The following is a 26,101-nucleotide window of genomic DNA, read 5'->3' on the forward strand; positions in this document are numbered from 1 at the left end:
GGATTAAAATAAGATCAAGGCAAAGCTCCCGTCTCTCTTGCTTTTATTGGTGATCGAGACGATGATTTTATATCGTTCATCCGAGCTAACCTTTTCTTTTCGGAAGGGAAGACCTTTCCGGACGCTGTCATTACATTTGTATTCCCGTTCACTTTTCGATTGATAACCGATTGTCTTTATTTTCCAACTGAAAGAGCGATTCACCTCTGCCACACAGCCTATCTGCGAGGTTCCCGAACAGCTCGGAATCTCGAAAGTACAGGTCTGACCGGCAGCCACCATTTTGGTATCTAATCTTACTTTGTTGGCGGAGTCCTTATCGCCTCTCGTCCTCGCTTCTGCTGCATACTTGTCCGCAATTTCATAGATTGTTTCATTATCAACGCAGGCTTGAATGAATTCGTAGTCAAATACCAGATGTCCTTTCAGGCTCAAGACATCGCCCTTGGTTTGTTTGACGGTTAATGGGATAGGGGCTGCATCACGCAGCGTTTTGCTTACTGCCAGCAGTTGTTCGCCACTGGCAAAGCCGCCGTCCAATGCTTCACATGCTTTCTTACAGGCGTCGAACACCGTTTCAAAGGGTGTCGTTGTCTGTGCATTGGCACTCATTTGCCCTCCGATGGAAAAAAACAGGAGGATGAATACTCTGAAAATAGTTTTCCTGCTCATTTTTATTCTGCATTCATAGTGTTATTGAATAGGATTAAGTACCACACGAAATCCGATATGTGGTTCTGATGTATCGTAAGTCTGTACGCTACGATGGCGAATGTCCATATCACGTTCGTTGGCCAGGTAGCTGCCTCCTCTCACTATCTTTTTATGGTGTCCGGGATTCTCTGCCGGACCTTGGGGATCTGTGACCCGTGTATTTTCATACCGGCTCATCCAGTCTGTACACCATTCGGCGGCGTTGCCTGACATGTCGTATAAATCGAATCCGTTTTCGCGTTTCTCGCCAACGGGATGCAGGCGTTCATTGGCATTGGAGGCATAGTAGGCTACATCACGAATGTTGTCTGAACCGGCATAAGGATAGCTTTCGCCTCCGGCGGCTGCATACTCCCATTGCGCCTCCGTAGGGAGGGAAAAAGGTAAACCTGTGAGCTTGTTCAGTTTCTTGGTGAAGGCCTCTGCATCATTCCACGTTATATGTGTCATAGGCAGCATGCCTTCTTCCGTAACAATGGAGTCATTCATAATGGCATACCACAACGAACGTGTTACTTCGTATTTACACATATAATAATCGGAACTTAATACAACGGTGTGCTGCGGTGAGTCATATCCTTTTCCCATAGTTTTCCCCATGATGAATTCTTTGTTTTTGGCCGGAATCAGCAGCATATTATTCATCATGTCCACCAGGGAGCGGAGCTGGGGCAGTGTGATTGTGGGATTCCATTTTACGTCTACCCATTCTTTCTCTCTGTCTTTTATATCCCTGTTTCCGGTGTTGTTTACGGAAGCGCGTCCGTCATTCCGGAGTGCATTGAATTCATGCAGGATGGAGTCGCATGTAGATTTCAAAGAACTGTCCGGGTGTTTCTTTATGAAACTACTATAATCGTCATAAGTGCGGCAATCCTTGAATTCCAGTTTTTGTTCTGCCGTTCTTTGGATGGAAGTATAAGTTTTGCTTCCTGCTACTATTAATGATAGAGCAATGAAAGTCATCACAAGCCATTTGGCAGATACATAAGAAGGTTTTGATAACATTTGTTTCAGGAGGTCACCCTTTATATCTTTGAATCGGGCTACTCGTGAGTTACTGTAAAATACAGCTTGAAAATCTTTTAATCCGCTAATGTCCGGTGGTAGTTGCAGGGTGGCGAAATCATAGCTTTCACTTTCCTGCGGAGCAATCGGAATGATATTTATCTGTTTGGGGTTTCTACTCCGGCGGTGTAACGCACGGCCTAATTCTATCCGGACAAAATCGATTTCTCCGGTATGGCTGATCTGCTTAATTTCCGTTTCAAACTCTTCATAGGTCAAGGATGCCATCCGTTCGTAGAAAGCCACTTCTTCCATGTCCCATGTTGCTTTTTCGCCTGTCTCGACCGCTTCTTCATTGAGCGGGCGGATCGTTGTAAACGTCTCCGGCACCATAAACATAATGAAGTCTTTGCACTCATCAATACGGCGAATCAACTCAACATCAAACCGACCGTTTAAATTGTCTTTATCAAAGCTCACCCTTTTGCGGAATCCGGATTCTTCCAGCATCAGTTGCAGCATTTCAGGCTTGTCGCCCGAACATCTTTTACGGTAACTTATGAATATGTCGTAATTATGCTTGCTCATCAGCTGCTAAGATAATAAAAAGAAACAGATTTGTCAATCTTACTCGAAATTTATTTTTATCTTTGAAATTCGGTAAACAGAAAAAAGAAATATATATGAAAAAAGTAATTTGCAGTGAGAAAGCTCCGGGGGCTATCGGCCCTTATAGTCAGGCGATAGAAGCCAATGGTATGGTATTTGTGTCCGGTCAGTTGCCTATTGATGCCGCTACGGGACAGATGGCTGAAGGGATAGAAGGACAGGCTCGCCAGTCGTTGGAGAATATCAAACACATTCTTGAAGAAGCAGGATTGACAATGGGAAACATTGCCAAAACCACTGTCTTTCTTCAGGATATGTCCCTGTTTGCAGGGATGAACGGTGTGTATGCCACGTATTTTGACGGAGCCTTTCCGGCACGTTCGGCGGTTGCCGTAAAAGCTCTGCCAAAGGATGCGTTAGTAGAGATTGAGTGTATCGCGGTTCGCTAACAAATCTGCGACAATGAAACTGCTGCCTCCTACAAAGATCAGATCTTTGGGGGGGCAGTTCTTTTTTGCCGCCTGTACAGCTTCTACAACAGTGGGGTAGGTGGTACCTTTCAATCCGGCTTCTTCTGCCAATGCCAGTAGTTCATTTTCCGGAAGCGCGCGTTTAACGCTTGCTTTGGTAAAATAATAGGTGGCATATTTCGGCAATGCTCGCAGAACCCCCCGGATGTCTTTGTCATTGACCATGCCGAATACAATATGGATCTCCTGATCGAAGGTTTTGTGAATGGCATTGAGCTGTACATGGATATATTCGATTCCATCAACATTATGTCCCGTGTCACAGATAATATCCGGATAGCTGTGTACTTTCTGCCAACGCCCCATCAGACCGGTGAGCTGACATACGTTTGCAAGACCTGCGCGATAGTCCTGGGATCTGATGTTGTAGTTCAGACGGGTCAGTGTCGCAAGGGCTTTTAGGATGGTAAACATATTTTCGAATTGGTAAGCTCCGCTCAACTCTGTGAAAAGTCCGAAAGGAAACATCTCATTGTGGATTTTGATAGCATCTTTTCTTTTGTCGAGTATCTGGTCTAGCGTACGTAGACTGTCTGACAGGTCTAACATGAGTAATGCTTGCCGCATCTGGTTTGCCTCTTCTTCTGATTGTTCGTCCATTGCTTCGATCATTTCGTGCATGCTCTGAATTGTGTTGTCCATCATCGGTCTTATTTCTTGCAATTTCGAATAAGGAACTATTTCCATGTCCCAGTACCGGGCATTTTCACGGGCATATTCGATAGGCGCATTCTTTTCTTTAGCTTTCATGGTAAATACACGTTTCACTGCCCCTTGGGCTCTGCCGATAACGACCGGAACTCCTTCTTTGATAATTCCGGCTTTCTCTTTGGCAATCTTCGTCAGCGTGTCACCCAGATATTGGGTGTGGTCGAGGCCTATGTTGGTGATAACACACAAATCCGGATGGATGATATTCGTACAGTCCAATCTTCCGCCCATGCCTACTTCGATAACTGCTACATCTACTTTCTGGTCGGCAAAATAACGGAATGCCATAGCGGTGGTCAGTTCGAAGAATGAAGGGTGCAGCGGCTCGAAGAAAGAGCGATGCTCTTCTACGAAATTGACTACATACTCTTCCGGTATCATCTCACCGTTGATACGGATACGTTCGCGGAAGTCGATTAAATGAGGGGAGGTGAATAGTCCTACCCGGTAACCGGCGCACTGCAATACGGCTGCGATGGTATGTGAACAGGATCCTTTTCCATTGGTTCCGGCGATATGTATCGTCTTGAATTGTTGATGAGGATGCCCAAAATGTTCGTCCAATTTGTGTGTGGTCTCTAAACCCGGCTTATATGCTTTGCCTCCTATTTGTTGAAACATTGGCGCACTCTCATATAAGTACTTTAAAGTGTTCTGATAGTCCATGTTTTATAATATTTAACGTCGGGCAATCTTTATTGCCCACTAATTTGTTTATCTTTAGAACCGTCAATCTGACTATAAATGGGGGATTGGCGAATGAGATTGCAAATATCAACATTTAAATCTAAGAAATCATGGGAACTAAGAAAAATTTTGTGCTAGACACAAATGTTATTCTTCACGACTACAATTGCTTGAAGAATTTTCAGGAAAATGATATTTACCTCCCTCTTGTTGTACTCGAAGAACTGGATAAGTTCAAAAAAGGAAACGAGCAGATAAATTTCAATGCTCGTGAGTTCGTGCGCGAATTGGATGTGCTGACAAGCGACGAGCTTTTCTCCGACGGAGTGAAGCTTGGCGAAGGATTGGGACGTCTGTTTGTCGTGACAAGTAATGTGCCGGCTGCCAAAGTGTGGGAATCGTTTCCTATAAAGAAACCCGATCATTTGATTTTGGCGGCAACCGAATACTTGACCGACAAGTATCCGAAAATGAAATCTATCTTAGTGACCAAAGATGTGAATCTGCGCATGAAAGCCCGTTCAATCGGTCTGCTTTGCGAAGATTATATTACGGATAAGGTGGTAAATGTAGATGTGTTCGAGAAATCTAATGAGATTTTTGAAAATGTAGATCCGGCATTGATCGACCGTATTTATTCTTCAAAGGAAGGCATTGACTTGAGTGAATTTGACTTTAAGGATTTGATTCATCCCAATGAATGTTTTGTATTGAAGAGTGACCGGAATAGTGTATTGGCACGCTACAATCCTTTTACCCATTCTATTATCCGTGTGATGAAGGGTAAGAATTATGGAATCGAACCACGGAATGCGGAACAGAGTTTTGCTTTTGAGATTCTGAATGACCCGAACATCAAACTGGTGGCTCTGACAGGAAAAGCGGGAACAGGTAAGACTTTGCTGGCTTTGGCTGCTGCTTTGGGCAAGCTGACGGATTACAAACAGATTTTGCTGGCACGTCCCGTTGTGGCGCTTTCCAATAAGGATATCGGTTTCCTTCCGGGAGACGCACAGGAAAAAGTAGCTCCTTATATGCAGCCGTTGTTTGATAACCTGAACGTCATAAAACGTCAGTTTGCTACAAACTCTACCGAAGTGAAGCGCATAGAAGATATGCAGAAAAGCGAGCAGCTGGTGATTGAAGCTCTGGCATTTATCCGTGGTCGTAGTTTGAGCGAAATGTATTGCATCATTGACGAAGCGCAGAATCTGACCCCGAATGAAATAAAGACAATCATCACCCGTGCAGGCGAAGGTACGAAGATGGTATTTACGGGAGATATCCAGCAGATTGACCAACCTTATCTGGATAGTCAGTCCAATGGCTTGGTATATATGATTGATCGTATGAAAGACCAGAATATCTTTGCACACGTCAATTTGCTGAAAGGTGAACGAAGTGAATTGAGTGAACTGGCAAGCAACCTGTTATAACAGATTTCTCTGCTAAGCGAGATAAATTAATAAGTGATTAAAAAAGTAAACGGTGAACATCCTGTTGCAAATAGCACAATTTGTTCACCGTTTTCTTTATTGATTTAGTATACTTTTTCCTTATTCTTTCTTTCCGAAATATTTCAGGAACTGTGTACGTTCGAATGTATTAACACCCTGAACATCCTTAATATTCAGTTTGCCTTTGAATTGAGCTATATTCCTGAACCCTTTGCGTTCCATCCATGCAGAGAGGAAGCGGTTGGCTTCTCCGATGAATGCATTTGTATTTAGATAGACTGCGCTACAAACTTCTACAGCCGAAGCACCGGCAAGGATAGCTTTCACTACTGATTCTGCATTGGCAACACCACCGGAAGCTGCATAGTCGATCTTGTCTACTACTGCAGACGCAATTCCGATCCAACGAAGCGGAATGGCGAGGTCGGAAGCATTGCTGAATATTTCGCCTGAAATATGCTCCATCTTTTCGATATTGATGTCCGGCTGATAGAAACGGTTGAAGAGAACAACTGCTGCTGCACCGTTGGCATACAACTGATCGATTAATGCCACAGGATTTGTCAGGTTATCACCCAGTTTCATGATTACAGGTATCTTGATTGTTTTTTTAATGTGGCGGAGAATATCGATGTGGCGTTGTTCGAATGAACCGTATGTATATTGCACTTCCGATTGCAGGGCAAGGATATTGATTTCCAATGCGTCGGCACCGGCTTCTTCAATCATCTTTGCAAAGTCAATCCATTCGGAATCAGTGTAGCAGTTGATGCTGGCAATGATAGGAATGGGGCATACCTTCTTACTTTCTTTTATTAAAGTCAGGTATTCGGATAGCTTGTGCTCACGGATATATTCTTCCAGATAGTCACTGGCTTCCGGATAGAAAGCCGGATCTTTCAGTTGGTCTGCTTCCAGCATGATCTGTTCCTCAAACAGTGATTTCAGAACAATTGCACCGGCACCATCTTCGGCCAATTTTTTGTTTTTGCCGGCACTGTTGGTCAGCCCCGAGCTACTGATAATGATAGGGTTTCTAAGGGAAAGCCCTGCGAAAGTAGTTTTTAAATCGGTCATAGCAATATGTTTTTTACTCCTGATTAATAAATTCGTTCTCCGAAAATCTTGCTTCCTACCCGTACCAGCGTACTTCCTGCGGCAATGGCTTCGTGGTAGTCATGTGACATTCCCATCGACAGCTCGCAGAAAGTATCGGAGTGGATGAACCAAGTTGTTTTTATCTCGTTAAAGAGCCTATTTAGTAAACCAAATTCCCGGTTGATTTGTTCAATGCAATCGGTGTTGCTGGCCATCCCCATTAATCCGCAGATGCGTACATGAGTCAGCTCTTTCCATTCTCCGGCATTCAACATCTCCTTACATTCTTCGGGACTGAAACCAAATTTGGTTTCTTCCTGCGCAACGTGAATCTGCAACAGGCAGTTCACTGTACGTCCCGCTTTGACAGCTTGTTTGTTGACTTCGGCCAGCAGTTTATAACTATCAATTCCATGAATCATCGCTACGTATGGTATCATGTATTTGATTTTGTTCGTCTGCAGGTGTCCGATGAAATGCCATTCAATGTCTTTGGGCAAACTTTCGTATTTAGCTGTCATTTCCTGCACTTTGCTTTCTCCAAAAATACGCTGTCCCGCCTGATATGCTTCTTCTATCGCTTCATTGGGATGGAATTTTGAGACAGCAACCAGCCGGACTCCTTGAGGGAGTTCGGCCAGCACTTGCTTTAAATTGTCAGCAATACTCATTGTTACTTATGCTTTTGATGGATCAAATTCCGGTTTGTCATTCGGTTCGGCGCTGTAAGGATATACATCCATGAGCGGAGTCTCGGATACCATACCGATCTGATAATCTGCCATGGTTCCTTTCATTCCTTCATCCAGCTTCTTGACTGCGTCGCGCAAGTCGGCAGCTTGTACCAGTACTTGGGTGGAAGTCTTTTTTTCAGCACCGCTTTTTTCATCCAGAGTGATGAAAATAAGTTTGCATTTGAACCAGCGGTCGGCACTTTCTTCGTCGCTAGGGAAAAGTTCGCTATAGTTGGCACGTTTAATATCCGAAACGGTAAATTCTCCGGAGATAAACGGAGTCATTTCTTCAATAATCCGTGCTTCTGCTTCTGTAAAACTGAGTGCGTCAACAAGATAAGGTTCAGTTACTTTCTTCTGCATTCCGTTTTCCATTACTTTTTCATAACGGATCTTGCACTCAAACCATGTATGCATTGCCATAATTTTCTTCTTTTTTAATTAATTGATTTATGTAAATTGCCTACAAAGATAAACAAAATCCCAAAGTAAGTGCCGAAAGCTTTTTATTTTCTTTTATGCAGATTCTTTAATTCAAATGAAAGCATGACACGGAAAAGTCCGATGATGAGGAAAGCAAAAGAAATCATATACACTGCGTAGAGCGCTCCTATGGCGGGTTGCCATAATATTAAAAGAGAGCACAGGATGGCAAGAATACCGAAAGCCATGTACCAGCCCCAGTCGCGGGTTCCGTAACGTTTCAGGTCGATGGAATAGCCGGTGGAGGAGAACCCTCGGAACATAAGCCAGAAGGCTATGATGAAAGGGATAACTTCCATGCTGACCATCGGATAGGCAATCAGGTAAATACCCAGAACGAGGTCGATGAGTCCTCCTACGATATACCATCCCCAGCTCGGGACACCTTTCCGGTTGCTAAGAGCAAAGATGATTTCCAGAATACCGCTTATCAGCATCGATACACTGAAAATGATACTTAGAGCTACATAGGTGCTTACGGGTGAGAACATGAGCCAAAGGGCTACAATGATATACACGATTCCCAAAAGAAGAGAAGTCCACCAATTTTTTACTGAATGTTGAATCTCATTGAATACAGTTTCCATACATTTTATATTTTAAATTGAACACTAGAGTGATTTCGTTGAGGAATAACAAATTGAATTTAGAAAAGGTTTTCCGTGAACATATTTGGGGGAATAGTTGTTTCCTATATAAAGTAAATTTTAAATATACATGCATTATGGCAACAACAAATTTCAAAGGACAACCGGTGAAACTGATCGGTGAATTTATACAAGTAGGTAAGGTAGCTCCTGACTTCGAGCTGGTAAAAACAGATTTATCTTCTTTCTCTCTGAAAGATTTAAATGGTAAAAATGTGATTTTAAATATTTTCCCTAGTCTGGATACCAGCGTATGTGCAACTTCTGTACGTAAGTTTAATAAAATGGCTGCCGGATTGAAAGATACGGTAGTATTGGCTATTTCTAAGGATCTTCCTTTTGCACACGGCCGTTTCTGTACGACAGAAGGTATTGAAAATGTAATTCCATTGTCTGATTTCCGCTTCTCTGATTTCGACGAAAGTTACGGAGTGCGTATGGCAGATGGTCCGTTAGCAGGACTTTTGGCGCGTGCGGTAGTTGTGATTGGCAAAGATGGCAAAATTGCATATACGGAACTTGTTCCTGAAATCACCCAGGAGCCTGATTATGACAAAGCCTTAGCTGCTGTAAAGTAATATAGAATATGGAGTATTAAGTATTAGGTATTAACTATTAGTTGCAGCTAATAAACGAATATGGCTAATACTTAATACTTAAGCCTGCTACTTATCTTAAAGATTTTGACCTAATGGGAACTGGTAAAAAGGCTTGGTAAACTGCCAAGGCTCCGTTCTTGTTAGGTTGTGTTTTTTCTACACTAAACCTCAACTATCATGAACAAAATGAAAACTCTATTCATCGCCCTGTTATGTATGGGCGTTGGAACCTTGTCGGCCCAAACTGCCGATAGTACACAAATTTCTCCCTGGACAAAAGAAGGATTTGCCGGACTGAAACTAACGCAAGTGAGCCTCACTAATTGGGCTGCCGGAGGTGATAACTCCGTTGCCTTTGACTTGCAGGGCACTTATCAGATTAATTATAAGAAAGGAAAACATCTGTGGAATAATCGTATCGAACTGGCTTATGGATTAAATAAGACCGGTGACGACGGAACCAGGAAAGCAAATGATAAAATCTATTTGAATACGAATTATGGCTATGCTATTGCCAAAAGTTGGTATGCCAGTGCGTTCGCCACTTTCCAGACACAGTTTTCTCCAGGATATGACTACTCCGTCAATAAAGACATTGCTATCTCCGAATTTATGGCTCCTGCCTATTTGACTACCGGTTTGGGCTTTACGTATGATCCGGGTAAGATATTTACCGTTGTATTGTCTCCTGCTGCGTGGCGCGGAACATTTGTACTCAATGACCGTCTCTCTGACGAAGGAGCTTATGGAGTGGATCCGGGCAAACATCTATTATCCAGCTTCGGTGCTAACTTGAAAGGAGAAGCCAAATATGAATTCTTGAAAAATATGACGGTATATTCACGTTTGGATCTATATTCCGATTATCTGCATAAGCCGCTGAATATAGATGTGAACTGGGAAGTACAAGTAAATATGATTATCAATAAATGGTTCTCAACCACACTTACTACTAACCTGATGTATGACGATGATGTGAAAATCGTGCAAAAGGATGGTACAAAAGGTGCTCGTGTGCAATTTAAAGAGATATTGGGAGTAGGAGTTCAGTTTAATTTCTAATTAGCTCTTATCTACCACAAAAAATAAACCACAGAGGACGTAGAATACACAAAGAAGTAAGAATTTAACGGGTAATAGCCGATTTACAATAATGGATGCCCCGGTAACTCTATGTTCTTGCTTTGTGTTCTCTGCGTCCTCTGTGGCTTTGCAATGAGTATTTTACTACTTATTTTCTTTTTTTCAGCCCTTTATAAGCCAAAAAAACGATTACAATTACCACCACTGCTATAATGACATAGCCGATTTCGTGACTGTATTCGGTGGCCATTACATAGACATCGTTAGTCGTTTTGAGGTCTGTAAAACGGTAAATCAGGTATCCGAGCAAAGCTAATATGCTGTTCCATATAGCAGCGCCGAGAGTTGTATAAAGCAGGAAAGGACCTATTTTCATGCCGGCTAACCCTGCGGGAATACTGATAAGTTGGCGTACAGCCGGAATAAGACGGCCAAAGAAAGTAGAGGCTGCACCGTGCTTTCTGAAATATTCTTCTGCATGGTGTATTTTCTCTTCGTCAATAAGGCACATGTGCCCTAAACGGCTGTTAGCGAATTTATAGATAATAGGACGACCCAACCAACGTGCCAGGTAATAATTAACTAATGCACCGATATCTGCTCCTATAGTTGCAAATAGGACAACGAGAAAGATATTCATACTGTCGTCTGCCATAGCTTTCCATGCGGCAGGGGGTACTACGGCTTCCGAGGGGAAGGGAATAAAAGAGCTTTCGATAGCCATAAAAATAGTGACTACCCAATAGTTCAAGTTTTCTAATACCCATTTAAGAAGTTCTGCTACTGATTCCATGTTTTTTGAGGATAGAATTTATAAATTGATTTATTTTTTTCCTTTTGTTTTTTTCTTATTCTCTTTTTTCATGCGTTCCCACACTTCTTTGAGAGTTCTTTCGTCTTCTTCTCTGTGTTCGGGACTGTTCAACAGATCCAGGATCATGTCTTCTTCCAGTGGATGTTCACATTCCTTGTTATATTTAAAGAAGTTGTCGATTTCACCGTGCATGAGGCAAAGAACACTCAATTTCTCCGTCACATCTTCGTATTTCGGATTTATCTGGTACACTTTTTCAAAGTATTCTTTCGCTTCGATCAGATAGTCACTTTCCGAATAAGCAGAGGCAATCATATACCACATTTCTATGTTCGGATTGATCTCTATCGCTTTTTCGAAAGAGATGGCAGCTTCGTCTTCCAGTTCCTCTGCCAGGTATAGTTTTCCTTCTGTCAGATAAATCAATCCCTCGTTCGGGTTTATCTCTTTGGCTTTCTCGCATAACTCATGCGCCTCTTTATACCTTTCCAGGTGAGAGAGGGCGAATGCTTTGCTGGTATAGGTGTCTATCAATAAAATAGACTGCTTGTCTCCGTCTTCTTCAAAACGTTCGATCACTTTGTCGTAATAGTCATCGGCTTTTTGCCATTCTTCTTTATTACCGTAGGATATTCCCATAAACATGTAACCCAGTTCGGGGGGAATGGCTTTGAGCTCAATCGCCTTTTGGTAATTCTCGATGGCATCATCCGAATTGTTCAGATAGAAGAAACAATGTGCCTTGTAGGCATAAGCTTCCCCGTACTGATCGTCGGCTGCCAATGCGAAATCACAGGCTTCGATGGCTTTGTCTATTTGTTCCTGGACAAAGTAACATTTCACCAGTCCCATCCAGTAGGAAGGGTTGAATGGAGATTTGTCAATGAGTTTATTGTAATAGATGATGGCTGATTCTACCTGATGGGTCGATGCCAGATAATCGGCTGTGAGAGCCATGTATTCTTCATCTTCGGCATAACGGGATTTACCTCTGTCGAGCCATTCTTTGGCTGCGTCCGGGTATCCCATGTCCAGATAGAGAAATACAACATCAATGATTGTTTCCAGCTCGTCGGCATCCGCTATTGTGCTTAACAGCCATTGAGCTTCCTCCAGTTTTCCTCCATTCAGCAATAGTTCGGCTTTCAGCAGTTTCACTTCGGAATCAAATTCTTCGGTAATCGAATCCGCTACTTTTTTTGCTTTTTGCAGCTTTTGGGTATCCAGGTAAAGATATGCTTGTTCTATAAGCAAATCTGTGTTTCCCGGATGTATTTTAAGTCCATAAGTGATTACTTCTTGTGCTTCTTCAAATTTTCGCTCGGAGGCATACCAGTCGGCGATGTCGGCCAATTGGTCAGCATCCAGATAAAGTTGTCGGTTTTCTGCTTTTGCTTCTTCGTAGTTTGTGATTAGTGTGACTAGTTCCTTTTTTGCTGATGGCGAATTTTTTCTACCCATTTTACTTTTAGATTTTTAATTGCTAAGATGGGGCTGTTGCAAAAGTTCAGATGATGATCCTTTTGACACAGCCCCATTGTAAAGTTAAGCTTGAAAGCTTAGTTATTTATTAATCTTACCCCATGTGTCTTTCAACCCTACTGTACGGTTGAAGATTAGTTTATCCGGGGTTGATTCTTTGTCGATATTAAAGTAACCGATCCGTTGGAACTGCAGATAGGAGAGTGGAGGCAGGGTAGCTGCGAACTTCTCTATGTAGCAGTTGGGCAGAACTTTCAATGAATCCGGATTAATGATTTCTTTCATGGCTTCCAGTGCTTCGCATTTTTTTGCTTCGCGGATGGCGGCCAGTTCGTCACGTGGATTTTCCACTTTCCACAGACGGTCGTACAAACGTACTTCTGCTTGCAGGCAGTGGTTGCAGCTTACCCAGTGGAGCGTACCTTTCACCTTGCGGTTCGCATCCGGCATGCCACTGCGGGTATTTGCGTCATATTCGCAATATACTTCTGTGATTACACCGTTTTCGTCTTTCTTGCAACCGGTACATTTCACGATATAAGCATTTTTGAGACGTACTTCTTGTCCCGGTGTCATGCGGAAATATTTCTTGGGAGCGTCTTCCATGAAGTCTTCGCGCTCCATCCACAATTCGCGGCTGAACTCGATCAAGTGACTTCCTGCTTCCGGATCTTCCGGATTGTTGATTGCTTCCAGTTCTTCAACCTGTCCTTCCGGATAGTTGGTGATAATCAGTTTAACCGGGTTGATTACTGCAGATATACGGGTAGCACGGCTGTTCAAATCATCCCGGACAGAGCTTTCCAACAGGGCGATGTCGTTCAGGGCATCGTAAGTGGTATATCCGATTTTATCGATAAACTTATGAATGGACTCCGGTGAATAACCGCGACGGCGGAAACCGCAGATAGTCGGCATACGAGGGTCGTCCCATCCGTTTACCAATCCTTCTTTCACCAGTGTGAGCAGGTTACGTTTGCTCATCAGGGTGTAACTTAGATTCAGTTTGTTGAATTCAGTCTGACGGGGACGGTTGTCGTTCAGGTCTTTTCCTTCTTTCAACCAATCAATGAAGAGGTCGTAAAGCGGACGGTGTACCACAAATTCAAGTGTGCACAGAGAATGAGTCACTCCTTCGAAGAAGTCACTCTGTCCGTGGGCGAAGTCATACATCGGATAAGCTTTCCAGGTAGTGCCCGTACGGTGGTGCGGGTGTTTCACTACACGGTAAATAATCGGATCGCGGAAGTGCATATTCGGATTAGCCATGTCAATCTTGGCACGGAGCACCATAGCGCCTTCTTCGATCTCGCCGCTATTCATTTTCTTAAAAAGTTCGAGGCTCTCTTCGATAGGACGGTTCCGGTAAGGACTCTCCACACCCGCTTGGGTAGGAGTACCTTTCTGCTGTGCAATCAGTTCGGAACTCTGTTCGTCGATATATGCTTTTCCCTCCTGGATCAGGCGGATAGCGAAATCCCATAATTGCTGGAAATAGTCGGAAGCATAATATTCATTTCCCCACTGGTAGCCTAGCCATTGGATATCTTCTTTGATAGCTTCTACATATTCCACATCTTCCTTGGTAGGGTTTGTGTCGTCGAAACGAAGGTTACATACACCGCCGTGTTTTTCTGCGATGCCGAAATCAAGGCAAATAGCTTTGGCATGGCCGATGTGAAGATAGCCGTTGGGCTCGGGCGGGAAACGCGTCTGCACTTTTCCACCATTTTTACCTTCTTTCAAGTCTTTCTCTACTGCCTGTTCAATAAAGTTCAAGCTTTTCTTTTCGCCTGCTTCTTCGTTTTTAATATCTGTCATAACGGTTAATGTTATCTGTATTTAGGTTACAAAAGTAGGACATTTTTTTTATTTAACCGGAATATAACCGCTCTTTTTTATAATGTCCTGTCCGTCGGATGAAAGAATAAACTGAATCAGGGGGCTAACTTGTTCCTTATTTTTTACATTGTAATAGTAGTAAAGCGGCCGGACGATAGGGTAGGTTTTGTTGGTGGCATTCTCTACCGTAGGGGTGGCGTAGTGGCTTCCGTCATAAGACACGGAAAGCGTTTTGACACGGGGAGACACGTAGGCCAGTCCTACATATCCGATAGCTCCTTTGGTCTGGCTGACAGACTGGATAATAGCACCTGTTGCCGGCATGGAAAGGCTGCTTGCCATGTAGTTTTTATTTTTCAGTACGCTCTCTTTGAAAAATTCGTAAGTACCGGACGATGTTTCACGCGAGTAGACTACTATTTTTCGGTTGTCTCCGCCTACCTGTTTCCAGTTGGTTATCTTCCCCCGGAAAATATCCTCCAGTTGTTGGCGGGTCAGCTGTTTCACCGGATTAGAGGGATGTACCACCACGGCGAGGGCGTCGTAGGCAACAATCACTTCGTTTACTTCTTCTCCCGCCGCTTTAATTTTCATCTTCTCGCTGAACTTGATCGGGCGGGAAGCCATTGCAATGTCCGTTGTATTATCCATTAAAGCGGAGATACCCACACCGGTTCCGCCACCGGTTACAGTGACACGGGCATCCGGATGCTGGTTCATAAACCGCTCTGCTGTCTGTTGTGCGACAGGCAGTACCGTGTCGCTACCTTTTATACGTTGTGCGTTGGCACCGAGCGAGAGTAAGGAAAGGGCGATTAATAAGTTTCTTCTCACTTTCATATTTCTTCTTTTTATTGACTTTGCAAATTAAGCAATCGGATATTACATTTCCATTTCATCCGGAATGGAAATGATACTTGTAACACAAACGTAACATGATTGAAACATTTCCTTCAAACGTTAGTCACACCTCCTTAATAAAGAGACGCTTTCTTTGCATCAGAAATCATAGTAGGTATGAAAAAGGTATTTGAAAGGATTATAGAAGGAATGTTGACTTGTAGCGGTTTCGTGACAAGTATTACTATTCTGCTGATTGTACTCTTCCTTTTCACGGAAGCTTTCGGGCTGTTCAAGAGTAAGGTGATTGAAGAGGGATATGTGTTGGCGCTGAATAAGAGCAACAAAGTTAGTGTGTTGAGCCCTGCACAGATAAAAAATGTTTTTGATGAGGAGATCACAAACTGGAAGGAACTCGGTGGGGAAGATCTCCCTATCCGGGTTTTTCGTTTGGAGGATATAACGCAGTATTATACGGAGGAGGAGCTGGGACCTGCTTATGAATATGCAGGCGACAAGATTACGGAACTGGTAGAGAAAACACCGGGTATCGTAGCTTTTGTTCCGCAGAAGTTTATTGTTCATCCGGACGCGGTGCATTTCATAGAGGATAACACCATTTCCGTGAAAGATGTATTTGCGGGTGCCGAATGGTTTCCTACGGCCACTCCGGCAGCTCAATTCGGCTTCCTGCCGTTGATTACCGGTACGTTGTGGGTGAGTCTGTTCGCCATTCTTTTTGCTTTGCCGTTCGGGCTTTCGGTTTCTATCTATATGTCTGAAGTGGCAAACCCGAAAGTGCGGAACTGGCTGAAACCGATTATCGAACTGTTGAGCGGTATTCCTTCCGTGGTCTATGGCTTTTTCGGGTTGATTGTCATCGTTCCGTTGATTCAGAAGTTGTTTAATCTTCCGGTGGGAGAGAGCGGCCTGGCAGGGAGTATCGTACTGGCCATTATGGCATTGCCTACCATCATAACGGTGACGGAAGATGCGATGCGTAACTGTCCGCGTGCAATGCGGGAAGCGAGTCTGGCGTTGGGGGCTTCTCAATGGCAGACTATATATAAGGTCGTAATTCCTTATTCTATTTCGGGTATTACATCCGGCGTGGTACTTGGCATCGGACGTGCTATCGGAGAGACGATGGCGGTATTGATGGTGACCGGTAATGCGGCTGTGATTCCGACAACTATTCTTGAGCCTTTACGTACCATTCCGGCTACGATTGCCGCCGAACTGGGAGAGGCTCCTGCAGGTGGTCCGCACTATCAGGCATTGTTCCTGTTGGGTGTCGTACTGTTCTTCATTACATTGATTATCAACTTTAGTGTGGAATATATTTCTTCTAAAGGATTAAAACGTAGTAAATAAGATGGAAATACGGAGTAATAATAAAGCTAAACACCGTTCGCAGAAATTTGCTTTCGGGATTTTCCGGTTGTTGAGTCTTTGCATTGTATTGATATTGTTTGCGATTCTGGGATTTATCATCTATAAGGGAATCGGTGCTATCAGTTGGGATTTTATCACTTCGGCTCCTACGGACGGAATGACAGGTGGCGGTATCTGGCCGGCTATTGTCGGTACCTTCTACCTGATGGTGGGAAGTGCGCTGTTTGCATTTCCGATAGGGGTGATGAGTGGGATTTATATGAATGAGTATGCGCCGAAAGGCAGGTTGGTACGCTTTATCCGGGTGATGACCAATAACTTGAGCGGTATTCCTTCCATCGTATTCGGATTGTTCGGTATGGCGCTGTTTGTCAATTATATGGGGTTTGGTGATAGTATTCTGGCAGGTTCTTTGACATTAGGTTTGCTTTGCGTACCTTTGGTCATCCGGACAACGGAGGAAGCCTTGAAAGCCATTCCCGACAGTATGCGTGAAGGTAGCCGGGCATTGGGAGCGACGAAGTTGCAGACGATATGGCACGTTATTCTGCCGATGGGTATGCCGAACATTATCACTGGGTTGATTCTCGCCTTGGGACGTGTTTCGGGAGAGACGGCGCCGATTCTGTTTACTTGTGCCGCATACTTCCTGCCGCAACTTCCTACCGGTATTTTGGATCAGTGTATGGCCTTGCCTTACCATTTGTATGTGATTTCCACCAGTGGAACGGATATGGAGGCACAACTGCCGCTGGCTTATGGCACGGCATTGGTATTGATTATGATTATCCTGTTGGTGAATCTGCTGGCTAATGCCTTGAGAAAGTATTTTGAGAAAAGAGTAAAAACGAACTAAATTAGTATATGGATACAGTGAAAATAGATGCGCGTGATGTGAACTTCTGGTATGGGGACTTTCATGCATTGAAGGGCATCAGCATGCAGATTGAGGAAAAATCGGTTGTTGCTTTTATCGGACCGTCCGGTTGTGGCAAATCTACTTTCCTCCGGCTTTTCAACCGGATGAATGATTTGATTCCTGCTACCCGTCTGGAGGGAGAAATCCGTATCGACGGACATAATATCTATGCGAAAGGCGTGGAAGTGGACGAACTCCGCAAGAATGTGGGAATGGTGTTCCAGCGTCCCAATCCTTTCCCGAAAAGCATATTCGAGAATGTGGCTTACGGACTTCGTGTGAACGGAATAAAAGATAATGCTTTCATTCGCCAGCGTGTGGAGGAAACATTGAAAGGAGCGGCTCTTTGGGATGAGGTGAAAGATAAGTTGAAGGAATCGGCTTATGCACTGTCCGGCGGACAGCAGCAGCGTCTTTGTATCGCCCGTGCGATGGCTGTCTCTCCTTCGGTATTGCTGATGGATGAACCTGCGTCTGCGCTCGATCCTATTTCTACGGCGAAAGTGGAGGAGTTGATTCATGAACTGAAGAAGGATTATACGATTGTAATCGTTACGCATAATATGCAGCAGGCGGCCCGTGTCAGTGATAAGACGGCGTTTTTCTATATGGGAGAAATGGTGGAGTTCGATCAGACGAAAAAGATATTCACCAATCCGGAGAAAGAGGCTACCCAGAATTACATAACGGGACGTTTTGGGTAATCCGGGTATCTGGAACCCAATTGATAGAATATTAATCATTTATATATAATAGACTATGGTAAAGTTTATAGAATCGGAACTCATCCTATTGAAGAAGGAAATTGATGAAATGTGGACCTTGGTGTACAACCAGCTTGACCGTGCCGGAGAGGCTGTGTTGACCCTTGACAAGGAGCTGGCTCAACAGGTGATGGTTCGCGAGCGCAGGGTGAATGCTTTTGAATTGAAGATAGATAGTGATGTGGAAGATATTATCGCATTGTATAATCCGGTGGCGATTGATCTTCGTTTTGTGTTGGCTATGTTGAAAATCAATACGAACTTGGAACGTTTGGGTGACTTTGCGGAAGGGATCGCCCGTTTTGTACTTCGTTGCAAAGAACCGGTATTGGATGCAGAGCTGTTGTCTCGTCTCCGCCTGGCAGAGATGCAGGCAGAGGTGTTGTCGATGCTGGAACTGGCAAAACGTGCCTTGAATGAAGAGAGTAATGATTTGGCGGCAGGAGTGTTTGCTAAGGATAATTTGCTGGATGAAATCAATGCGGATGCGACAGGAATTCTTTCAGACTATATTATCGAACATCCGGAAGCTGTACATACTTGCGTAGATTTGGTCAGCGTGTTCCGTAAACTGGAACGTTCGGGAGATCATATTACCAACATTGCCGAGGAGATTGTATTCTTCATTGATGCCAAAGTGTTAAAACATCGTGGAAAAACCGATGAAAATTACCCGGAAAAGTAATTTTCTGCCGATTTTTAAACAGAAATTAGGGCTCCTTAAAAAATTATCTTATATTTGTCTCCTGTAACGGACAAGTTACAGGAGATTTTGCTTCAAATGATAATAAATCCAAAGAATTTTCAAAAAGATGTTATATGACATGTTTTATAATTTGGATAGTATCGGTAAAACCGCCTATATTTGCACCGTTATCCTGAAAACAATCTTTTTACCTTAAAAAAAAACTAATACCTATTGAAAACTGAAAAATGGAGCTTTGTGAAAAGCCCCATTTTTTTTTGCTCTTATTTTCTAAGCTGCTTCCTTATTCGTATCTTTGACCCTTGCATTAAGAGAGTACTTTCAATTGTAAAATCGTAAATAGTAAATAGAATTATGTTTTCTGGAATCGTAGAAGAATATGCTACTTTGGTAGCACTGGTGAAAGACCAGGAGAATATACACTTTACATTTAAGTGTTCGTTTGTGAATGAGTTGAAAATCGACCAGAGTATTTCTCACAATGGTGTATGCCTGACGGTAGTGACTCTGACGGATGATACGTATACGGTGACTGCCATGAAAGAAACATTGGAGCGTTCTAACCTCGGTTTGTTGAAAGTGGGGGATAAGGTGAACGTTGAACGTAGCATGATGATGAACGGTCGGTTGGACGGACATATCGTTCAGGGACATGTGGATCAGACTGCTACTTGTATCGATATTAAGGATGCGGAAGGCAGCTGGTATTTTACATTCCGATATGCGTTTGACAAGGAGATGGCGAAACGCGGATATATCACCGTGGATAAAGGTTCGGTGACTGTGAACGGTGTTAGCCTGACGGTATGTAATCCGACGGATGATACTTTCCAGGTGGCTATCATTCCTTATACATACGAGCATACGAACTTCCATACGTTTGAGATTGGCAGTGTGGTAAATATCGAATTCGATATTATCGGCAAGTATATCAGCCGGATGATTCAATATAAATAAGAAAATATAAATAAGTGACTGGAGGATTGGAAATGGCATATACTGATTTTCTTCAATTGGTGCAGGCTCGTCAAAGTGACCGTTCGTATGATAAAGAACGTCCGGTGGAGCCGGAAAAGTTGGAACGGGTACTTGAAGCTGCACGTTTGGCGCCTTCAGCCTGCAACGCACAACCTTGGAGGTTTGTGGTCATCACAGACAAGGAACTGACTCAAAAAGCCGGGAAAGCTGCTGCTGGCTTGGGAATGAATAAGTTTGCCAAAGATGCTCCCGTGCATATTCTGGTTGTAGAAGAATCTGCTAATATAACCTCCCTGCTTGGCGGAAAGGTAAAAGGCAAGCATTTTCCGTTGATCGACATTGGAATAGCGGCTGCTCATATTTCTCTGGCAGCTGAAGCCGAAGGTTTGGGTTCTTGTATTCTGGGTTGGTTCGATGAAAAAGAGCTGAAACAGCTTGCCGGTATTCCTGCTTCGAAACGTTTATTGCTGGATATTGTCATTGGCTATCCGGCAAAGGAAAAACGTAAGAAGATAAGGAAGCCGAAAGAAAAGGTGATTTCATACAATCGTTATTGATTGAAAAATAATTATATTCTTAGCCCTTTAGGATAAGCATATAACAGAAAGCATCGTTGGTTTTAAAGGAAGGGGACGTTCCTTTTAAACCAACGATGCTTTCCTTTTAAAGGAACGACCTGTTTCTTTAAAACCAATAAATGGCTTTTTAAGGTGTTGATAGTTAGTGCGTTATTGATGCCGCTTTTCCGGCGGCATCAATAATGCTATATTTATTTCTTTTTTGACAAATCTTTCAATAGGTAGTCTACTGCTGCTTTCAGTTGTGGATCTTCTCCTTTCAGGCTGGCTGCCGGTTCGTTATAAACTAGAATATCAGGTTGCAAGGTCTGATTTTCGAGATAGTTGCCTTGCATATCCATACAACCCACCTGCGGGATACCGAATACAATAGACGGATCTATCTGGCGTTCCCACCACACGGCGGTCATCGTGCCTGCCACCGGGGCGCCTACCAGTTTACCAATACCTAGAGTCTTATATACGTAAGGAGTGCCATGAGCATTGCTATAATTGTCTTCGCAAGTTAGCATGCATGAGGCTTTCAGCCATTTGTTGAATGGATCGCTGCCGATATATTGTCCGCGTGGCACGAAACGTTGATATTCCTTTCCACTAAGTAAGGTGACTACATCATCGTGCAGCCATCCGCCACCATTATGGCGGGTATCTACCACTACGGCTTCTTTATTACGATAACGGCCGAGTAGTTCGGAATAGATCTTGCGGAAGCTGGGGCTGTCCATACCTTTAATATGTACATAAGCAATGCGTCCGCCGGAAAGCTCTTCCACTTTCTTGGCGCAGCGCTCTACCCAACGTTTGTAAAGCAGGTCGCTTTGGGTTCCATAGCTGATTGCTTTTACTGCTTCTTCAAAACGTTTTTTAGTAGAAGGATCGTATACGGTAAGTACTACTTTGCGTCCGACTTTGCCTTCAAATAACGGGAAGTAATCAGCACCGGCTTCAATCGCTGTGCCGTCTACTTTTTCAATGATGCAACCTGCCTTCACTTCTGTCTTTTTCTGGGTGAAAGGACTTTGCTTCATGATTTCCTTGATCTTTAACCCGGCACCGTCGTATGACTCATCGTAAAAGACTCCCAGAGTAGCGGTAGGCATTGCGCTGCCTCCTGCTGCAAACCGGGCTCCGGTATGGGAACCATTCAATTCGCCAAGCAATTCACTCAACATTTCCGTGAAGTCATAATTGTTGCTGATGTGGGGCAAGAAGCGTTCGTATGCTTTTTTATATCCTTTCCAGTCCACTCCATGCAAGTCGGCAATATAGAATTTGTCATTTACTTGCTGGCAAACGTGGTCGAAGATGTATGCGCGTTCATCATAAGGACGGTAATCGAAGAATGCTTCAAATTCTATCGGTGTAATTTTGCTACCGGCAATCTCTATTTTCTTCAATCGGCCACCTGTGCACATAAAGATATTCTTTCCTTCTTTATCCGGTATGAGTGAGCCGCCGCCAACTCCTTTCAATAATATTTTAGTCGTATTTTCTTTCAGTTTATGCTCCCAAAGGTCATAGTCTCCTTCAAAAGCTGCCAGGTAATAAAGAATATCACCCTTCGGACTCATAACAGCGTCACCCAGGCGGGAAGAATTTACAGTTAGACGAACGATGCGGTCAAAACGATTCTCCAAATCGAATGTAAGAGGGTTCACTTCCGTACTGTCTTTTTTCGCATTCTCATTCTGGTTCGTTTTCTTCTTACTGTCTTTAGTGTCTTCTTTCTTCTCTGCCTTTTCTTTCTTGGCTTTTTCTTTTTCTGCTTTCTCTGCCTTTTCCGCTTCTTCAAGTAAGGCAATATCTTCTTTGCTCATCAGGAAGCGGTTGTAGGCATCGACGTCGAAAAACATAATATAGGTGTCGTCTTCACTTCCCCAGCTACCATGGCTACGGTATCCGGCACGGTCACTGTTCCATATCATTGCTTTTCCACCCAACACCCATTTGGCGTTGCTGTCGCTGTATCCGCTTTCGGTAAGATTGACCATTTCGCCTTTTCCGTCGGCTTTCAGCAAAACGACGTCTTTATTATTCCAGCCTCCTATGCCAATGAAGTCTGATAGAATCCATTGGCTGTCGGGGCTCCATTGGAACCATTGGTCACCGTCGGCATAAGAATATTGATATTTGGCATCCATCACTGTGCGCACAGCCTTGCTTTTTAGATTGATGACACGGATAGCGGTACGGTTCTCGAGGAAAGCAACCTCTTTACCGTCAGGACTGAATTGTGGTTGGAAAGAAGCGACTTTGGAGTTTGTCAAACGTTCTTCTTTCAATTCTGTGGCATAGGTGAATTGTTTCTCCTCTTTGCGTACGATGGTGGAAGTGTAAAGCTGCCACAATCCATCGCGTTCTGAAGAATAGACGAGTGTGCGTCCGTCGGGAGCGAAACTGATGTTACGTTCCTGATCGGGTGTGTTGGTGATTTGTTTGGTTGTTTTGTAGTCAATGGAGGTTACGTAAACATCACCGCGCATAATGAATGCGACCTCTTTTCCTTTGGGAGATACAGCGATGTCGGTAGCCCCGTTGGATTTGATTTGGCGGATAATATCTTTGTCATTCTTGTCTGCCAGGATACTTATATTTACCTTTTGGGGTTGTTTGCCCGGAGTAAGTGTATAAATCTCGCCGTCATAACCATAACAGAGTGTGCCGGTGGTTGAAATGCTTAGAAAACGTACGGGATGCTTTGTATGGAAAGTGATTTGTTGGGAAGTGGTGGTTCCGGGAGTACGTTGGAATATATTGAAGGAACCTTTCTCTTCACTTAGATAATAGAATGATTTACCATCAGGACTCCATACCGGTTCGCGGTCTTCACCTCCGAAAGTAGTTTGTTTTTGATAAACAGGTTTTTTCCCGGGAGTGTATGTCCAGATGTCACGGGCAATAGGGGATACCTGATGCTTGCGCCAATAGTCTTCGTATCCTTTCTTGTCCTGATAGAGCATCACTCCCTCTTTATTAATAGAGATGCACTCCATTGGCATGGATGAGAACATAGCGGGGCGTCCTCCCGTCACGGCTACCTCGTACACTTGCTGGAACTGGCCGGAAGGAAACCCGGCATCTTCGGCAGAGGGAGCAATGTTGGCTGTGAATAAAATGTGTTTGTTGTCTTTGTAGGCAACAGGTTTCTCACTGCCTGAATGAGTGGTCAGTCGCTGGGGTGCTCCTCCTTCACTGGATACGACGAAAACGTCGAGACTTCCCATGCGATCCGATGCAAAGGCAATTTGTTTACTGTCGGGACTCCATACCGGTTCCGTATCAAAAGCCGGATTGGTGGTGATTTGTGTGGCACGTCCGCCGGTTGACGGTACCGTGTAGATGTCTCCTTTGTAGGTAAATGCAATGGTGGTTCCGTCTGGAGAAAGAGCGCAGTGGCGCATCCATAAAGGAGATTCTTGTGCAATGCTTGTCCCTGCTAGACAGATGACAAATGCACTTAGCAGTAGCTTTTTCATTTTTTCTAATATTGTGTTAAGTTCATTTTCGCGATTTAAGGTTTGACTTTCCTACAAATCCTTCAGTAATACTTTACTTGCTTTTTTATAGTATTCTTCTCTGGATTCGGTCAGCACCTTCCATTCGTCGTTGAATTCTTCGTCTTTGTCTATTTTGAAATTCTCGGAGCCGTATGTGTCCAAACGGTCCAGCAGGACAGCCACATTCAGTTGATTGATATCCATTGAAGGCTGGTAACCGATTTCTTCGCTTTTTTCGTCGGTAACAACCTCGTGAATCAATTCTATTTCCTGTAACTGATAAAGTACCTGATTTGTCAGTCGGATGGGGATCTGATGCTCCTCCGATATTTCTGCAGCCGTATAGGGCGGTTCGTTCTTTTCGAATCGTTTGGCTATGAGTGACATAATCAGGATGGATATAAAATCCCGGTATCGTCTGCTGATGTTCCGGGTGTCCTGGTCAAAGCTAAAGCTGCGGATATTCTGTCCGGCATACGTCAGTTCGGCTCCAAACAAACAGATTGTCCAGGATATCTGCAACCAAAGCAGAAATAAGGGAAGTGCGGCAAAACTACCATAAATGGCATTGTACTTTGACACCCACAACTGGCTGTTGATGTACAGGAACTGAAAAGCCTGATAAGCAGACCCTGCCAGAATACCTGCAATGAGAGCGTGTTTGAATTTCACTTTCGTGTTCGGCATGAAGATGTACAGCCCGGTGAACATCAGCCATGTCAGGACAAAAGGAATAAGCCGTATCATGAATTTCATAACAGGAGCGAGCAGGACGAAATCATCCATCTGCTTGAGAATGGTGCTCATAAACAGAGAAAGTCCTCCGGATACCACGATCAGAATCGGCATCAGCAGGAACATGGAGAAATAGTCCGTAATCTTGCGATACATGGATCGTGCTTTTTTCACTTCCCAGATACGGTTGAAGGTGATTTCAATATTACTGACCAGATTGATAACCGTCCATAACAACATTACCAAACCAACTCCAATGAAAATACCTCCTTTGGTCTGTGAAAGATAGGAATTGACAAATGAGAGAATGGCCTCCGTTGTTTCTGTATTTCCTCCAAAACCGTTGCGGAACTGATGTTCCATCAGGTTGTCGAACCCGAAACCACGCGCTACGGCAAACAGGATGGCAAGTATCGGTACAATGGCAAGCAATGTGCTATAAGTAAGTGCAGAAGCTTTATTGGCCATCCGGTCTTTGGTAAACCGATTGATACAAAGATAGACGGTCTTTATAATATTGTAGAGTGAGAACTTGGTCCGGGTCACTTCGTCTTCCGTAATGCGCCAGATGTCATACGTAAGAAACTTCCATATATCGGTGATTTTCTTCTTCATAGTTCTTCGCTAATTACTAATTGCAAGCAACTAATTACTGATTACAACAGACTTGCTTGAACAGTCGATCCTCATCCATTAGTCATTTGTAATTAAATGGATAATTAAAAGAAAAAGCAGTCAGCCTATAAGCCGAGTTCTGTACCCATATAATTTCCGATTATTAATCTTTAATTATATCAGGTGCCTGTCATTTATCTGAGTGGCGTGTCACCACGACACTTTAGCGGTCTACCCTCCGACATGGAGCGAGCAACTCTCATAACGCCGGTTTACATGACCTTACAACTCCTAAGACGTACAGCCCGCATGTCGCCATGCGACTGGTGGGCTCTTACCCCACCTTCTCACCCTTACCTCTCCCCGAAAGGAGCGGCGGTTATTTTCTTCTACGTTACTCTACCCTCGCGGACAGCTTTCTGTTAGGAAGTAGGATGCTCTATGTTGCCCGGACTTTCCTCCTGCACGAAACATGCACGCGACAGACCGGCCAACTGCTTTAGACTGCAAAAATACGTCATTTATTTTGTTTTAGCCAAAGAAAGTATCACAAATAGAAATAATTTCTAACTTTGC

23 protein-coding genes and 1 other RNA gene are annotated in these 26,101 nt (G+C 43.8%); 10 read left to right on the forward strand and 14 right to left on the reverse strand.

All coding sequences use genetic code 11. The features are described 5' to 3' along the window. Positions 1-3: 3 nt before the first annotated feature. Both AB5217_RS13610 and AB5217_RS13615 read right to left on the reverse strand, forming a co-directional pair. Positions 4-672: a hypothetical protein gene (locus AB5217_RS13610; RefSeq protein WP_061448578.1), complete on the reverse strand. Its 669-nt coding sequence runs from the start codon at positions 670-672 to the stop codon at positions 4-6. Positions 673-693: 21 nt separating this feature from the next. Further along, positions 694-2,310 carry a formylglycine-generating enzyme family protein gene (locus tag AB5217_RS13615; protein WP_004321203.1) on the reverse strand — a complete coding sequence of 539 codons (1,617 nt, stop codon included), beginning with the start codon at positions 2,308-2,310 and terminating at the stop codon, positions 694-696. Between the two features lie 95 nt (positions 2,311-2,405). Here AB5217_RS13615 and AB5217_RS13620 point away from each other — a divergent pair, with 95 nt between their 5' ends. Next, positions 2,406-2,780, forward strand: coding sequence for a RidA family protein (locus tag AB5217_RS13620; protein WP_004303886.1), 375 nt, complete (start codon positions 2,406-2,408; stop codon positions 2,778-2,780). Here the strand turns inward: AB5217_RS13620 and AB5217_RS13625 are convergent. After that, positions 2,748-4,238, reverse strand: coding sequence for a bifunctional folylpolyglutamate synthase/dihydrofolate synthase (locus AB5217_RS13625; RefSeq protein ID WP_004303885.1), 1,491 nt, complete (start codon positions 4,236-4,238; stop codon positions 2,748-2,750). The genes AB5217_RS13620 and AB5217_RS13625 overlap by 33 nt on opposite strands. A 131-nt stretch (positions 4,239-4,369) precedes the next feature. On the opposite strand from AB5217_RS13625, the gene AB5217_RS13630 reads away from it, so the two are divergent. Further along, a complete protein-coding gene (locus AB5217_RS13630; protein WP_004296645.1) occupies positions 4,370-5,695 on the forward strand; it encodes a PhoH family protein in 1,326 nt (441 codons plus the stop codon). Between the two features lie 120 nt (positions 5,696-5,815). Here AB5217_RS13630 and AB5217_RS13635 read toward each other — a convergent pair whose 3' ends face one another. From AB5217_RS13635 to AB5217_RS13650, 4 genes are all read right to left on the reverse strand, one after another. Further along, a complete protein-coding gene (locus AB5217_RS13635; protein ID WP_004296646.1) occupies positions 5,816-6,793 on the reverse strand; it encodes a dihydroorotate dehydrogenase-like protein in 978 nt (325 codons plus the stop codon). 23 nt (positions 6,794-6,816) lie between these two features. Next, entirely contained in the window at positions 6,817-7,485 is a 669-nt protein-coding gene (locus AB5217_RS13640; protein WP_004296647.1) for a YggS family pyridoxal phosphate-dependent enzyme, read from the reverse strand. A gap of 6 nt (positions 7,486-7,491) precedes the next feature. Next, complete coding sequence (locus AB5217_RS13645) at positions 7,492-7,971, reverse strand: DUF4494 domain-containing protein (protein WP_004296648.1); 480 nt, start codon at positions 7,969-7,971, stop codon at positions 7,492-7,494. Positions 7,972-8,054: 83 nt separating this feature from the next. Further along, positions 8,055-8,618 carry an HdeD family acid-resistance protein gene (locus AB5217_RS13650; RefSeq protein WP_004296649.1) on the reverse strand — a complete coding sequence of 188 codons (564 nt, stop codon included), beginning with the start codon at positions 8,616-8,618 and terminating at the stop codon, positions 8,055-8,057. Positions 8,619-8,755: 137 nt separating this feature from the next. On the opposite strand from AB5217_RS13650, the gene tpx reads away from it, so the two are divergent. Together tpx and AB5217_RS13660 are read left to right on the forward strand one after the other, a co-directional pair. Beyond that, positions 8,756-9,256 (forward strand): thiol peroxidase, encoded by a 501-nt coding sequence (tpx, locus tag AB5217_RS13655; RefSeq protein WP_004296650.1) that lies wholly within the window; start codon positions 8,756-8,758, stop codon positions 9,254-9,256. Positions 9,257-9,454: 198 nt separating this feature from the next. Then, the gene (locus tag AB5217_RS13660) at positions 9,455-10,339 is read left to right on the forward strand and encodes a DUF3078 domain-containing protein (RefSeq protein WP_004296651.1); all 885 of its coding nucleotides are present in this window, start codon (positions 9,455-9,457) and stop codon (positions 10,337-10,339) included. A 169-nt stretch (positions 10,340-10,508) separates the two neighbouring features. Here the strand turns inward: AB5217_RS13660 and AB5217_RS13665 are convergent, their stop codons facing one another. The 4 genes from AB5217_RS13665 to AB5217_RS13680 form a co-directional block, all read right to left on the reverse strand. After that, positions 10,509-11,153 (reverse strand): DedA family protein, encoded by a 645-nt coding sequence (locus tag AB5217_RS13665; RefSeq protein WP_004296652.1) that lies wholly within the window; start codon positions 11,151-11,153, stop codon positions 10,509-10,511. A gap of 30 nt (positions 11,154-11,183) precedes the next feature. Next, positions 11,184-12,635, reverse strand: coding sequence for a tetratricopeptide repeat protein (locus AB5217_RS13670; RefSeq protein ID WP_195647504.1), 1,452 nt, complete (start codon positions 12,633-12,635; stop codon positions 11,184-11,186). 102 nt (positions 12,636-12,737) lie between these two features. Then, on the reverse strand, positions 12,738-14,477 hold the full coding sequence (locus AB5217_RS13675) for a glutamine--tRNA ligase/YqeY domain fusion protein (protein WP_004327222.1): 1,740 nt from the start codon (positions 14,475-14,477) through the stop codon (positions 12,738-12,740). 48 nt (positions 14,478-14,525) lie between these two features. Beyond that, complete coding sequence (locus AB5217_RS13680) at positions 14,526-15,338, reverse strand: PstS family phosphate ABC transporter substrate-binding protein (protein ID WP_004310267.1); 813 nt, start codon at positions 15,336-15,338, stop codon at positions 14,526-14,528. Between the two features lie 177 nt (positions 15,339-15,515). On the opposite strand from AB5217_RS13680, the gene pstC reads away from it, so the two are divergent. The 6 genes from pstC to AB5217_RS13710 all read left to right on the forward strand — a co-directional run bounded on the left by pstC (position 15,516) and on the right by AB5217_RS13710 (position 20,657). Then, positions 15,516-16,712, forward strand: coding sequence for a phosphate ABC transporter permease subunit PstC (gene pstC, locus AB5217_RS13685; protein WP_118032911.1), 1,197 nt, complete (start codon positions 15,516-15,518; stop codon positions 16,710-16,712). Between the two features lies 1 nt (position 16,713). After that, positions 16,714-17,589, forward strand: coding sequence for a phosphate ABC transporter permease PstA (pstA, locus tag AB5217_RS13690; protein WP_004321179.1), 876 nt, complete (start codon positions 16,714-16,716; stop codon positions 17,587-17,589). A gap of 8 nt (positions 17,590-17,597) precedes the next feature. Then, positions 17,598-18,356 (forward strand): phosphate ABC transporter ATP-binding protein PstB, encoded by a 759-nt coding sequence (gene pstB, locus AB5217_RS13695; protein ID WP_004296658.1) that lies wholly within the window; start codon positions 17,598-17,600, stop codon positions 18,354-18,356. A 55-nt stretch (positions 18,357-18,411) separates the two neighbouring features. Further along, the gene (phoU, locus tag AB5217_RS13700) at positions 18,412-19,101 is read left to right on the forward strand and encodes a phosphate signaling complex protein PhoU (RefSeq protein ID WP_004296659.1); all 690 of its coding nucleotides are present in this window, start codon (positions 18,412-18,414) and stop codon (positions 19,099-19,101) included. A gap of 375 nt (positions 19,102-19,476) precedes the next feature. Then, on the forward strand, positions 19,477-20,079 hold the full coding sequence (locus AB5217_RS13705; RefSeq protein WP_004303876.1) for a riboflavin synthase: 603 nt from the start codon (positions 19,477-19,479) through the stop codon (positions 20,077-20,079). Between the two features lie 32 nt (positions 20,080-20,111). Continuing rightward, positions 20,112-20,657 carry a nitroreductase family protein gene (locus AB5217_RS13710; RefSeq protein ID WP_195355690.1) on the forward strand — a complete coding sequence of 182 codons (546 nt, stop codon included), beginning with the start codon at positions 20,112-20,114 and terminating at the stop codon, positions 20,655-20,657. A 212-nt stretch (positions 20,658-20,869) separates the two neighbouring features. On the opposite strand, the gene AB5217_RS13715 is transcribed toward AB5217_RS13710, so the two are convergent. The 3 genes from AB5217_RS13715 to rnpB form a co-directional block, all read right to left on the reverse strand. Further along, positions 20,870-24,154, reverse strand: a complete 3,285-nt coding sequence (locus AB5217_RS13715) for a S41 family peptidase (RefSeq protein ID WP_368112637.1) — start codon at positions 24,152-24,154, stop codon at positions 20,870-20,872. 51 nt (positions 24,155-24,205) lie between these two features. After that, a complete protein-coding gene (locus tag AB5217_RS13720; protein WP_004296663.1) occupies positions 24,206-25,525 on the reverse strand; it encodes a YihY/virulence factor BrkB family protein in 1,320 nt (439 codons plus the stop codon). Between the two features lie 112 nt (positions 25,526-25,637). Then, positions 25,638-26,023, reverse strand: an RNA gene (gene rnpB, locus AB5217_RS13725) — RNase P RNA component class A. Positions 26,024-26,101 lie beyond the last annotated feature (78 nt).

Source organism: Bacteroides sp. MSSM.1001136sp1_RTP21357st2_D2_RTP21359_211015 (assembly GCF_040913205.1).
Classification (GTDB): Bacteria; Bacteroidota; Bacteroidia; order Bacteroidales; family Bacteroidaceae; genus Bacteroides; species Bacteroides ovatus.